The 12614-nt window shown below is 67.1% G+C and carries 11 protein-coding genes and 4 pseudogenes; 3 read left to right on the top strand and 12 right to left on the bottom strand.

Annotation, left to right across the window (positions count from 1 at the left end; all coding sequences use genetic code 11):
• The first annotated feature begins 620 nt into the window (after positions 1–620).
• Positions 621–986 carry a hypothetical protein gene (locus tag O3W51_RS45345; RefSeq protein WP_164294156.1) on the top strand — a complete coding sequence of 122 codons (366 nt, stop codon included), beginning with the start codon at positions 621–623 and terminating at the stop codon, positions 984–986.
• 298 nt (positions 987–1284) lie between these two features.
• Here the strand turns inward: O3W51_RS45345 and O3W51_RS45350 are convergent, their stop codons facing one another.
• Complete coding sequence (locus O3W51_RS45350) at positions 1285–2211, bottom strand: hypothetical protein (RefSeq protein WP_198359549.1); 927 nt, start codon at positions 2209–2211, stop codon at positions 1285–1287.
• 1186 nt (positions 2212–3397) lie between these two features.
• Here O3W51_RS45350 and O3W51_RS45355 point away from each other — a divergent pair.
• Positions 3398–3613 carry a hypothetical protein gene (locus O3W51_RS45355; RefSeq protein WP_187144770.1) on the top strand — a complete coding sequence of 72 codons (216 nt, stop codon included), beginning with the start codon at positions 3398–3400 and terminating at the stop codon, positions 3611–3613.
• 124 nt (positions 3614–3737) lie between these two features.
• Here O3W51_RS45355 and O3W51_RS45360 read toward each other — a convergent pair whose 3' ends face one another.
• From O3W51_RS45360 to O3W51_RS45400, 11 genes and pseudogenes are all read right to left on the bottom strand, one after another.
• Complete coding sequence (locus O3W51_RS45360; RefSeq protein ID WP_269289730.1) at positions 3738–4274, bottom strand: ATP-binding protein; 537 nt, start codon at positions 4272–4274, stop codon at positions 3738–3740.
• A 240-nt stretch (positions 4275–4514) separates the two neighbouring features.
• Positions 4515–4907, bottom strand: coding sequence for an STAS domain-containing protein (locus O3W51_RS45365; protein ID WP_187144771.1), 393 nt, complete (start codon positions 4905–4907; stop codon positions 4515–4517).
• Positions 4908–4990: 83 nt separating this feature from the next.
• Positions 4991–5507 (bottom strand): annotated as a pseudogene (locus tag O3W51_RS45370) (IS30 family transposase); the annotation flags it as partial.
• Between the two features lie 72 nt (positions 5508–5579).
• Positions 5580–6260: a group II intron maturase-specific domain-containing protein gene (locus tag O3W51_RS48675; protein ID WP_306665078.1), complete on the bottom strand. Its 681-nt coding sequence runs from the start codon at positions 6258–6260 to the stop codon at positions 5580–5582.
• Positions 6261–6398: 138 nt separating this feature from the next.
• Positions 6399–7009, bottom strand: a pseudogene (locus O3W51_RS48680) (reverse transcriptase domain-containing protein); the annotation flags it as partial.
• A gap of 45 nt (positions 7010–7054) precedes the next feature.
• On the bottom strand, positions 7055–7381 hold the full coding sequence (locus O3W51_RS48685; RefSeq protein ID WP_306665079.1) for a reverse transcriptase N-terminal domain-containing protein: 327 nt from the start codon (positions 7379–7381) through the stop codon (positions 7055–7057).
• Between the two features lie 680 nt (positions 7382–8061).
• Positions 8062–9306 (bottom strand): IS4 family transposase, encoded by a 1245-nt coding sequence (locus O3W51_RS45380; RefSeq protein WP_138359339.1) that lies wholly within the window; start codon positions 9304–9306, stop codon positions 8062–8064.
• 207 nt (positions 9307–9513) lie between these two features.
• A pseudogene (locus O3W51_RS45385) lies at positions 9514–10281 on the bottom strand (transposase).
• A gap of 93 nt (positions 10282–10374) precedes the next feature.
• Positions 10375–11119: pseudogene (locus tag O3W51_RS45390) on the bottom strand (DUF5655 domain-containing protein).
• 102 nt (positions 11120–11221) lie between these two features.
• Complete coding sequence (locus O3W51_RS45395; protein WP_138359581.1) at positions 11222–11647, bottom strand: hypothetical protein; 426 nt, start codon at positions 11645–11647, stop codon at positions 11222–11224.
• 70 nt (positions 11648–11717) lie between these two features.
• The gene (locus O3W51_RS45400) at positions 11718–12194 is read right to left on the bottom strand and encodes a hypothetical protein (RefSeq protein WP_187144774.1); all 477 of its coding nucleotides are present in this window, start codon (positions 12192–12194) and stop codon (positions 11718–11720) included.
• Between O3W51_RS45400 and O3W51_RS45405 the strand changes: the two genes are divergently transcribed.
• Positions 12178–12489, top strand: coding sequence for a hypothetical protein (locus tag O3W51_RS45405; RefSeq protein ID WP_187144775.1), 312 nt, complete (start codon positions 12178–12180; stop codon positions 12487–12489). The two genes, O3W51_RS45400 and O3W51_RS45405, sit on opposite strands and share 17 nt — an antisense overlap.
• Positions 12490–12614: the final 125 nt, after the last annotated feature.

The following is a 12614-nucleotide window of genomic DNA, read 5'->3' on the forward strand; positions in this document are numbered from 1 at the left end:
TCGCACTGATCAGGACGGTCCGGGCAAGAGCGTTGGTGCGCAAGATGCGCATGAGGTACGCCTTTCGGTTTGTGCGCTCGGAGATACTCCCCGACCGGCACACCCACAACGTAGGCGGCAATGGCCCCACCTGCGCAGCACTAGATGATCAAATGTCTTGAAATAGAGAGATTCAGTGATGTCTGGCTGTAATTGCCCGCACCGAGAGGGTCGCCGCTGGGCCGATGGAGCACGCTCCGCTACCGGCAAGCGGTTGTCGGCTGGACTCTGGCCGCTGCTCTGCAGGGGAGGACTGCCGGGAGATGCCGACCGATGCGTCGTCGTGCGGCCGCATCTGCGACCTGGGAAGAGAAACGTGCCCAGCGCCGAGGCCGGTCGGTCGAACGTGTGTAGGCTGTTCGCTTTTTGAGTCCTCGTCATAAGGCCGAAACTCATTCGGCCTGCTTGAGAGTGCGGAGGGGGTGGGAGCGTGGTCGGCTCTGGTGGGGCCGCCCGTGGCCTGCCGTAGGACAAGTAGCCATCGCCTGCCGCGTGGTGGTGGGCCCGCCCTACGAGGCTCTGATCCGGCTCTGGTTCTGCCCTGTGTGGGTGCGTCCCCTTATGTGTGAGGAGTTCATTGCATGAAGCTTCGTCGTTCAGTCGCTACGTCCCTGGCCGCTTCGTTCCTGGTGGTCAGCGGTGGGTTGTTGACCGCGCCGTCAGCCGCCGCCGCTCCCGTTCCCCCCGATGCCGCAGCCTGCGTGGGTCTGCTCCAGGACGCGGCCACCAAGGCCGCGGCCTTCGCGGCCGCCAACGTCACGGCGGCGGCCAGCATGGCCGCCGCCCTGGTCATCGCTGCCAACCCGGCCGCCGCCCAAGCCACGGCAGCGGAAGCCCTCAAGGCCCAGGAGACGGCAAACGCCGCAGCGGCGGAGGCCCTCAAGACCGCAGCCGCCGCAGCCGGCTGCGTAGTGCCAGCTCCTGTCCCGCCGCTCCCCACCCCCTGACGCTCCCCCCCCAGGAGCACCACGCCGCCCATCAGGCGACGCTCCGTAGGAGACCGGCCTTGCGCGTGCGCTCGGATGCGCTGCGAGGTGGCTCTCGACGCTCATGCGTTCCCGCAGCCGGCAACGCATCGCCCCTCGCTGTGCCGCGGATGCCGGCCGGGGCACACCGCCGCCATGAGAGTCGGCTCGGTGAGCCGACTCTCATGGCGGGAAGCTGGGCGGTTTCGTCACGCCCCGGAGTGTGAGTGCACCAGGTGTCCTTGCGGCGCGATGTCGGGGGGCACCTGGGTGTGGCAGGTCACGGTGTGCCGTTGGCCCCGTTCGCGCAGGGGCTGCCGCCGCCGAAGGTTCCGCCGGTGCCGCCGGTGCCGCCGTGGAAGAGCAGGCCCCCGGTGGCGTTGCCGCCGGCGCCGCCGATACCGCAGGCGCCATCTGCGCTGGCACCGGACTTGGCGCCGCCGTTGCCTCCGTTGCCTCCGTTGCCGCCGGAGTTGAGGAGGCCTCCGGAGCTCAGGCCCCCGGCCCCGCCGATGCCTGCGGCGCCGCCCGGGTAAGCGCCGCCGGTGCTGCCGTTGCCGCCGTTTCCGGCCTTTCCGCCCTTGCCTCCGTTGCCGGAGCTGTTGATCCCGCCGGCGCCGCCGTTGCCGCCCGCGCCGCCGCCGTGGCCGATGCCACCGTTGCCGGCGTTACCGCCCGCACCACCTGTCGATCCCCCGGCGCCACCGATGCCACCGCGTCCACCTGCGCCGGCGTTGGCGCCGGAGTTACCGCCCGAACCACCCGTGCCGCCCGCACCACCCTTGGTGCCCGCGCCGCCTGCTCCACCCGCGCCGCCCGCGCCGTCGGGGCCGCCGGTGGCACCGGTGCCACCGTTGCCACCCGCCGCACCGTTGGGGCCGCCGTTGCCGCCGATGGCACCGGCTCCACCGGAGCCGCCGCCCAGGCCCGCCCCGCCGTTGCCGCCCGCACCACCGGCCCCGCCCTGGACACCGTTGCCGCCGGGACCGCCCGCGCCGCCCGCGCAGTCCCCGGTTCCGGTCGCGGGACCGCCCGCGGTGCCGGGATAGCCGGCGGGGTGGGCGGCGTTGCCGTTGGCGCCGGCGACACCCGCGGTGCCGGCGGTGCAGGCCAGCGCGGACGCTTCGGCGGGAGTGCCGAGGAAGAGCGCTGCGCCGGCGAAGAAGGTGGGGAGGGCAAGGAGAGCGGCGGTCTGTTTCCTGTTCACAGGGTTCCTCTAGGTCAGGGGGTGGAGCCGAGGCGCGACATCAGGCCGACACGGCACCGAGAAGGGAATAGATGTTCCCCAAATGGTTTTCCGTGCCGCATGCCGCCGGGGCAGTGCGCAAATTCCAGGCTCTTCCCATAAGACACGCATGACCAAATATTTGTAATGGTATGAGGAGTGCGATCTCCATCGATATTTGCCCGGTGGGGCAGCACTTCATCTGCGGTAGAAGAACTCCCCCGAATCACATGTTTTCCCTAGGCTCGTTGGTTTGACTGCCAAACGCCGATGAGCGGTTACGACGTCCCAAATTTTGAGACTTGCAGCACGCTGAACTGCGGTTTCCGTCAGGTTGCGGCAGCCGAAAGGCGATCCTGGCCACCCGGCGCCCGGCGCCCCATGAGCGCGCCGGCGCAGCGCCAGGGCAGGTAGAGCCGGGCCGCGCTGACACCCTGCGCCGACCGCTCACCTTTTCTTTGTTTGAGCCGAGATGGCCGAATACACGGCATCGCCAAACTGACAGCACCCAGGCCGGAATGTCACAGGACAGAACGGCTAGAACCCTCCGGCTCGACGCCGAACCGAGGGCGCTGGAGGCCTACGAACGGGCCGTCATCAGCGTCAAACTGACCGAAATCCGGTAGCTGATCATCGGAACGGTCGCCGCCCCGCCGCCAGGTGCGGGTGATCTACGCACCGGAGTCAGCACCGGAACCAGTCGAGTGGACGATCCCAGCGAAGTAGACCAAGCACACCGACGCACCGACGAGGACCTCGGAGGATGGAGGCTGCGAGCGGGGCGGCGGGATGCCGGGGGGAAGGCCGGCACCGCGCCCGTGACTACAGGCCCAGGTGGGGCACCGCGGTAACCAGATCGGCCCACTCACGGTCGTGCTGACCCGGAATCGACCGCCCGCTCTGCCGCCACCGGGCAGCCAGCTCCGCATAGATCGGCGGTTCGTCCACGCGCAGGACCGTTTCCCCGCCGTCGCCGGTTGTCCTGCGCCGCCGACCGGTCGGGATCACGGGCCCCTGCATGACTGTCACTCCCAGCCAACGACCGCGCGCCCGAACAGCAACCCTCTCCGGCCGCCCACCACCCCACTGGGGGCCCACGACGTCACGACGTTCACGCGCGTCACCGCAGCAGTCCCACCAGCCCCGAGCCGCCGGAAGTCAGATCATCGTGGAGCCGGCTGCGAAGCAAGAGCAGAGCGGCGTGGTCGGCGACCTGGGCAAGGTCATCAAGCAGGGCCCGCAGCCGAGGGTGGCCTTCGGCCCGGACAGCCTCGACAATGTCGTCGATGATCTCGCGGACAACGGCGGGAACATGCTCAGGATCAGTGCGCATACCTCGGCCTATCAGACAGCACAACAGGTGCGGGATCGCCTGATGGGGTGACGCATCCCCCCTCCGGCCCAGGCCCGCCGACCATCCCCGCGTTCTTGCGCACCCGCCTGTACCAGCCGGAATCGCCGGCCTGGCGGGAGGGCTACCACGGTGCGGCATGACCTGTGGGTGATCCTCACGCAAGCCGGCCACGCGGTGCAGGCTGATCGCGCGCGTGGCGACGTCCCCGTGCGGCGGCCCGAACAGCGCACGTGAGCACGAGTGCGGCCACCGGCCAGGCGGGGCGCGGGACACTGTGCACACGGCGGCGCCAACCGGGCACCAGGACCGGGCCGGGCTGCACCAGGTCGGCCCACACCTGCTTACCGACGCCCCGCCAGGTCACACCCCAGCCCCCGGCCAGTTCCGCCACGATCCGCAGCCCATGACCACCGACCCTGCCGGCCTCGGCGGGCTGCTGAACCGGCACACGCAGAGACCCGTCACGCACCATGATCCGCAACCGGCCCGCGTCCAATTCCAGGGACAGGCCGATCCGACCGCCCACATGCCGCTGCGCATTGGTCACCAGTTCCGAGACCACCAACGCCACCGCCGCCGGATCCGGGCGCCAGGAGGGATCCCAGCCGAAGCTCTCCACCTGCTCCAGCGCCCAACGACGCGCCGCGCCGACATCGCCGGCCACCCTCAACGCCCGGTACCGCTCACCCATCACCGATCACTGCCTCAGCCGTTCCGTTCCTTCAGGGCCGATCCTCACCACACCAGGTCGGCGTAGCCGGCACGCGCCCTACACCGTGCCTGCCCACTCCTCCACATCCATAAATCGAACCAGAATCGAAAAATGCGGGCAGGGTAAAGCACCGCGGCGCCTCGGACACAGCCGTCGGCGGCCATCCAGCCCGCGTAGACCCACGCACCGGGTGCCACCTGACGCGCCGCCCATCCGCGGTCAGATCGCCGGGATTCCCCGGCCCGGTGTGTCGGCGTCCGCATCACCCGCGGCGCGCAGGGCCTCGTCGACGGTGTCGGCGAGGCCGAAGACCGGCAGGGCTCCGGTGAGTTCCAGGACATGCCGCACCGGTGTGCTGATCGCGGCCAGGACCAGTGCGGCACCGCCGCGCTCGGCTTCCCTGCGCAGTTTCAGGAAGCGGTTGAGGCCCTGGGAGTCGCAGAACGTCACCCCGGCGCACTCCAGGACCAGCCGCCGGCACCCGCCGGCCAACGCCCGGCTCCCCGCATCGCCCAGGAGCTGCTCGGTGCCGAAGTCCAGTGCGCCGGACACCGCCAGGACAACCACGCCCGGCCGGGCAGGGCCGATCGCCCGCACCTGAAACTGCTCCACCGTGACCACCCCAGATCCTTCTCTTCGTCGCCCCGCTTGCCAGGACCACGCCCACCTCAACGATCGGCGTGCACAAGGCGGATTCAATCGGTCGTCGCAACACCGGCTTGCGCTGATCGTAGATGATCGTTGAGGGCTTCCGCTGGTGTCTTCCAGCCGAGAGTCTTGCGGGGGCGGGAGTTGAGGACCGTGGCGATGGCGGCCAGTTCGTTGCCGCTCCATCGGGACAGGTCAGTGCCCTTGGGAAAATACTGGCGCAACAACCCGTTGGTGTTCTCGTTCGTGGCCCGCTGCCACGGGGCGTGCGGGTCCGCGAAGTAGACCGGCAGCCCGGTTCTCAACCGTGAGCTGGGCGTGAGCGGACAGCTCCTTGCCGCGGTCCCAGGTCAGTGAGCGGCGAAGCTGGTCGGGCATGGTGGCCATCGTGGTGGCCAGTGCATCCTTCATGGCCACGGCCCCGTAGCCGCCCAGCGCGGGGCCGTTCTTGGTCGGTGGGACGGTGCCGTAGCCCTCGGCCCGCGGCAGGTGAACGAGCAGTGTGTAGCGGGTTGTTCGTTCCACGACAGTTCCGATCGCCGATCGGTTCAGCCCGATGATCAGTCGGGTAGCGGGGACGCATTACTGCGTCCCCGCCCCCTCAGAACCGTGCAAGCAGCTTTCACCGCACACGGCTCAAGCAAGCCCCGAAGGCTCGCCGGCAGGTACAAATGCTGGGCTTGTCATCGCGGCGGCTTCATTCCGCCGTTGACAATGGGCGTGGAGGAGACGGAGTCGTTGACCGTCCGGTGTGCCCCCACCTGGGAACGCGATGTATTGCTTGGAGATCGCCTTCCGTATGACGACCCGCCACGCTTCCCATTCTTGTGGGCTTCGTGGCGGGTGGTCGGCGTGCAGCAAGAGCCCTCCGCAAATCGAGCAACGGCCGTGCTGTTCCCGTAGAAGGCGCACGGTCATAGCGTCAACTGGCAAAGGAGTTCCCTTGCGGCGCCGCTGAGCCCAATAGGATTCCAGGGCAGGGTCGTCCGGAGACGCCTTCCCCTTGACCAACTGGTGCCGGACTATCTTCGTCCAGGAGAACTTGAGCAGGTAGGCGCCGCTGTCGCGGTCACCGAAAACCCACCGGTCCATCCTGGCTTTGTTGAACCGGCCGAAGTACTTGGCGGATATCCAGTGCTTCGGCTTGTTCGGGTGGCTGTGCTTGGCCCACTTGTAAGCGAGCTTCCACATGTGATTGTCCAGCGCCGTGAAGATCTCACTGGACACCACCGTCCGGTAGTAGGCCGACCAACCCCGAACGACCGGGTTGATCTTCTTAAGTACCGCACCGGCGTTGGCCCCTCGCAAAGCCACCATTTCGGTGCTGAGCCGTTCCTGGATCCGTCGTTGAGCCGCTGTGCTCGGCTTGATCAGCAACTTGCCGTGATAGCGGCGGACATTGAACCCCAGGAAGTCGAATCCGCTCTCCGCGTGGACGATGCGTGTCTTGTCCTCGTGAAAAGCGAGCCCCCTGGGCGTCAGCCATGCAACCAGCCGCTCTTTGACCTGCTCGGCCTGTTCACGACTGGTGCACATCGCGACAAAATCATCTGCATATCGCACCAGCACGGGGCTGCCGCTTTGCGCACTCCCTGCATCTCTGCCGGTGGTGTAATAGCGGACCCCTGCGGCTTCCTCCATCCCGTGCAGAGCCACGTTGAAAAGCAACGGACTGATCACCCCACCCTGCGGAGTTCCCTCCTCGGTCGGGCGAACCGACCGCGATCCACGACCCCGGCCTTCAGCCACTGCCGGACCAGTCCCCGGGCGGGGAAGGTACCGAGTGCGGCCATGAGCCGGGCGTGGTCGATGCGGTCGAACGCCGCCGTCAGGTCTGCGTCGAGCACCCACGCACGCTGCGGGTTCTTCCCGTTGAGCGTGGAGTAGATGGCCCCGATCGCGTCGTGACAGCCGCGGCCGGGCCGAAAGCCGTACGACTTCGGCTCGAACCGCGCTTCCCACGCGGGTTCCAGTGCTCCCAGTGCCACAGCTTGCAGGCACCGGTCAACAATCACGGGAATCCCGAGTCCGCGCTTCTTCGTGGTCCCCGGTTTGGGGATGAACACCCGCTTGACGGGCTTGGGAATCCACGGTCGGGCGCGATGCTGGACCTAGTCAGCCAACGCGGCCTTGGACTGGGACAACAGCACGACCTTTCCGTCGACTCCCGCCGTCGCGCGTCCAGCATTGATCTCCGTGACCCGCCGCACGCTCAGGAGCGTGTTTGAGCGGGAACGGAGCATCAGCTTCTGTAAATTGCGGACCTTCTTGCGATCCCCTGCCTGCGATGCCGTGAAGATTCTCTGCCGCAGACGCCGTACGTCTTCCTCGACCCGACGCCAGTCAATCGACGCCCAGTCCAAGTCTTCGCCCTCGGGTTCGTTCACCGGCGCGGAAGCAGCCGGAAGGGCCGAGGCCGGTCCGTCCGCCATCAACATGGTGTCCAACTTGCCCCTCGGTTCCGTCATCTTTATCCAGTGATTCTGTACAGGCTCACTCGGCCCACGTCAGCACCCTTTCGGGTCCGGGCAGTGCACCCGTATCCGGACGGTTATGTGAGGCGGCCGGCGGAGGGGCCGATCATGATGTATCACTTTCCCGTTTCCTTTCGGCTTCCGGCGTTGGCTTGTTGGGCCGTCCTGTTCCCGCTGGGGAGTTGAGCCTTCCTTGCGGTCGGCTGACCGGGCCAGAGCCGCCCGGACCCCAACGGGGTTTCCACGTTCCACACGAATGAGATACGACCGGGGTGGGTTCTCCCTTTACCCCGAGGCGGCGGTGTCCACCTGACCGGAGTGACCTCTACCGGCCAGCGCCTGCCGCTTCTCAACGGCTAGCCATACACCCCACTCACGCATTCCATCGGCGGGGCTTGGGACAATGCCACGAAGCTTAAGTTGATCTTGATCTTGATCTGGTGGGAGGTGAGCCGAGCAGGGCGAACCTGAGGATGGGTGGGCCCGCATGGTGGGTGCCGGCGTCTGTTGCCCTCTTCACCGGATAGGAGTTGTGGCGGGCGCGTTTGACGACCCGTGGGTAACTGCGTTGGCGCCGTTCGGGGTTGCAGTTTCGGCGTGCTGCGAGCGCTGTAAGGATCTCGGCTGCCACGGCGTCCCACCGCTCAGGGGGGAAAGGCCGCCGTCCCCGTGGCGGTGCGGCGGACGATATTGACGGTCCTCAGGAAGCTGATCCGGTCCGGGTCGATGTCGGCGCCGGTTGCGGCTTGGCAGATCAGGGAGTTGATCGCGTAGTGGACCAGCAGGTAGGCCCAAATCTCCTGGTGGACCAGGTCCGGACTCTTGGACCGCAACACCTTCCCCGGCCCGCGCAGGATGCTCTTGAGCTGCCCGTTTGCGGTCTCCTCCTCCCATCTTTGCTGGTAGGCGCCGGCGAGTTCTCCGGCCGTCAAGGCGTCGTGGTCAGTGATATTGGTGATCAGGCAGATCAGTTCCTGCCCGTCGCGGTCGGGAACGTCGTACTCCACGACCCGCACCACGTGGGCCGCGGCAGGGTCCGGCTTCGCCCCCGACCTCGCTTCGTCCAGCAGTTCCTCACGCTCACGGCCGCGGATCGCTGGGTCGACCAGCGCCGAGAGATATGAGCCGTCGGACAGGACCTCCAGGACCGGCAGCCGCAGCTGCGTCGGCGCCCGCCAGCACAACGCCGCCCCGGTCTGTGTGGCGGCACTGAACGCGGCGAAACTGTAGAAGCCGCGATCGGCCAACAGCAGCCAGTCGCTGGAGATCGAGATCAACAGCGAGGCGGCCATCGCCTTCTCGCTGCGGTTCCACGGGCCGACCTCGGCGTCCATGAACGCGTGAGACCCGCACTCGACCACAGCCACCACCCGGGCCTTGGGGAACGCCGAGCGGGACTGATCGTTGCCCGCGTAGCCGAACTCGGCTGCGTTCTCGGCCGTGTCGGGCAGGTCCAGGTCGAAACCGTCGATGGCCATCAGCCGCCACTGCCGCAGCCAAGCGCCCCGGCTCTCACCGGCAGCCACCGGCTCGGCGACCCGGTAGAACGTCTCACGCAACACATCACGGCCCAGCCGCTTGCGGGCCTGGGTGATCCCCGAAGACGTCGGCGGCTCCCACGCTGCGTCCCAGACGCCGAACTCCGACAGCGACCCGGTGACCTTCTGCGCGACCTCCTCAGCGCCGTCATCGGCGAACAGGCACAGTGCCATCGTCAGGTACGCGGTCACATGTGGAGGAAGCTTCCCACCACGACGTTGCTCAGCCACCCCACACACTGCAGCGGCCTCGTCGACCTTGAACCGCGGTACCGCAGCGACCAAGACCCCCAGCGACACCTGGTCCGGTCGCGCAACCGGCCTACCCGCTTCAACTGCCCCCTGATCCATGCGACAACCGTAGCCGTCCGCCCGAAACGAGCTTCAACGACGCACGAGTCCACCCAACGGCGAGCCGCCATTGAAACCTTGATCAACTTAAGCTTCGTGGCATTGCGCCCTGCCCGACCGTTGAAAGGAGCCACCCGACTAAGGCTTGTCCCGTAAATGATCTTGGGGTGGCTGTGGGCGTGGTCGGTGGTCGGTCTGGCTGTTCGCCTATCCGGCGAGGTTGAGGTTGTGCAGGCGGGCGATGCCGAGCATGGCGTGGTGGACGCCGTCGCCTTTGAGGCGGCAGTCGCAGAGGATCTTCCAGGTCTTCATGCGGGCGAAGGCGTGCTCGACGCGGGCGCGGACTTATTTGTGGGACGTGTTGTGGGCCTTTTTCCAGTCCGGTAGTTCTTCGCCTTTGCGGCGGCGATGGGGCATCACGAGCCCGGTGCCCGGGTAGCCGCCGTCGGCGATCGTCATGGTCCTGCCGACGGCGGCCTTCGCGCCGGATTCCTCCCACGCCTTGCAGTCGTTGCGGTTGCCGGGCAGCGGCCGGCCGACCACCACAACGAGCCGGGTGTCGGCGTCGATGACGACCTGGTGGTTCGTGGAGTACCGGTAGTTCTTGGACTGCGCGGCGATGGTGTGGTCGCGGGTCGGAACCAGGGTGCCGTCCACGATGAGCACGGTGTCCTTGCGGAACCGCTTGCGTGGCTGGAGCGCGAGCGAGGGGCCGAGATGGTCGATGATCCGGTCGGCCGCGGACTTCGAGATACCGAAGAGCGGAGCGAGCTGGCGCATGGTCAAGTTTGTTCGCCAGTACGCCGCCACCAGCAGAACGCGGTCTTCCAGCGGGAGGCCCCACGGTCGGCCCTTACGGACCGGATCCGCACCTTCGCGGCGCAGTGCCGTCACCAACTTGCCGAAGGAACGCGGACTCAGCCCGGTGAACGGGGCTATCCAAGACGGCTCCGACGCCGTGATCACAGCAGACACCGCAAGATCATCTCACCCATGACCGGCAGTTACGGGACAGGTCTTAGCAGAGACCGACCGCGAAGCACTCAAGGCTAAATTACCGGCACGCGATCAAGCCGCTGCGTAGCTCGCCCGGAAAAGACCCTGCGCTCGCTCCACGTCTCGCAGCGTACGAAGCTGCACCTCCAAATCGCCCGTCCCGTGATGCCCGAGCCCGGACACGTCCCGGGTGAACCCAGGAACGGAGTCAATATCCCTGGGGTCGACCTTCAGGTACACCAGGAGCTTGCTCCGCTGGGGCGGACAGACGCAGGCGAAGTTCCGCAGGCGCTGATACGCCCGGTACTGCTTACGCTCTACGCGGTTCACGCCGTCCCCGAGACCGAGCAACGCCTCGTCGACCGCGCTCGCCAGCTCGACCATCGACGCACCTTGGACATCGGCCGCCGTCCGTGCGACCGCATGCCGACGCACACGCCGGTGTGCCTGGGTCCCACCGCTCACCGACGCCACGGTCTCCAGCCCGATCAGGTCGCTGCCGAAGAGCCGGTAGCGAACCGATCGACCTGCGGTGCTCGCGTACGGCGTGCACGTCGTAGCGCGTGAAGTCGCCGGCGATGCAGATCAGCCTTGGCGCGCTCCAGAGCACCTGGGCTGCGGCCGTTGCCCCGAGCTGGTCGCGGACCAGGTGCTCGAACTCGCGGCGGTGGTCCATCAACCAGGCCATGTAGAAGAGCCCTTGATGGATCGCCCCTGCGTCGACCCCGCGCTTGAATTCCACTTTACCGACCGCAGGAGCTCGGATACCGGCTCTGAACTGCGACGATTTATAGACTACATGTCCGTGACGATGCATCACTACTTTCTGAGGTCGCCCGATGGGGTGGTGCTCGGCTTGGTCGTCTGAGATGACTCTGAAGCCTGTGCTGTTCCAAGCTGCTGACAGATTTCGGGCAGGTCACGGGCTTGGCGACAGGTCAACGGCTCCGGCTGAGCGGAGCGCGTGTCCGAGGTCGCCGACGAGAATCCGCGGGTAGCGCCGCCACCACCACATAGCGTCGGGATCGAACCGACCGATCCGATGAAACTGGGACAGTGCCTGGCCGTCGTCGAAGGCGGTTGCGTCCCGGAAGCAGTCGTCGAGTTCCTGGATCCGCTGGTTCCAGGTCACGAGCACGTGCCCGGGCAGGAGAACCCACGCCTCGTGGAGCCAGTTCCGGCTGTAGAGGTCGTTGGTGTACTCGTCAATGAGGTCCTCGTAGCCGTTCTCAACGGTCCTGACGAGCGAGGCCCACTGGTCGACCATCTCGGTAACGGTGAATGCCTTGCGCCAGCCGCGCCCGTGCAGCACCTCGCCTGCCGCTTGGTCGTCCTGGGGCTCCATGCTGGGGATGTTCGCATGACCCCGGCTGGTGCGGCTACTGGCTTTCCCCGGCTTCGAGACCGAGGGGCGTTCAGGTATCGCGCCCGATTCGACGTGTCCAGACCGGGAACGGCGGCGGCATGACGTCTGCCCGGTCCTGGCCGTCGGACTCGATTGGTGTGAGGTCGGTCCACGGCACCGAGCCGGGATCACTGTCGTCGAGGAAGCTAGTGATGATCGGCTCGAGCGTCTCGGTCAGCACGTAGTGACCACCGAACGGGAGCGATTCCGGAGGCTGTGAGGAGGTCGAACAGCGAAGTTGTCCGGCTTGCTCGTCGTGCCAGACGTAGAACGTGGCGGTTCCATCCAGACCGAGGGTCCGGATGCGGTCACGCAATGCCCTCGCGGTGCTCTCGAAGGCGGCAGCCACCTCCTTCACGGACAGCGTCGCCCGCTCATCGGCGTCGGTGCCGAGATGCCAGGTGTTGGTCTGCGACTCGGTCGCCTGGCTGCCCGGGTCCAGGACCAGGGGCTCGTCCGCGACTTCTGCGATGAACGTCAACAGCATCGGCCAAGTGTGCACTACGGCCGGTGGCCGCCCCACCAGGGATGCGGCGGTCACCGGTCACGTCGGATCAGCCCGCTGGAGCCGCGAGCTGGGCTTGGAGGTCGGCGACGCGGCGGTCCTGGAAGCGGAGGTTGGAGCGGGCGGCCTGGAGGCGTTCGTCGAAGGATCGGTTGTCGGCGGTGAGCTGGCGGACGCGCTGCTTGAGGGCGGTGTTCTCGGTGGCAATCCGCTGGATGGCCTCTTGGTGTCAGCGGTCACGCAATTCCCCAACGAAGGTGCCTTCCGCGTCACGTAATTCGGCTCTGTCGCTGATCTTGTGATCGGTAGGTGTTGACGGCTGGCATCCTGTCCCGCGTGTTCTTCGCCGAGTTTCGAGGCGCTTCTGCCTCATCTGTCCGGTGTCGTGGTGGAGTTGGTCGA

This window comes from Streptomyces sp. H39-C1, from assembly GCF_027158125.1.
Taxonomy (GTDB): Bacteria; Actinomycetota; Actinomycetes; order Streptomycetales; family Streptomycetaceae; genus Actinacidiphila; species Actinacidiphila fildesensis.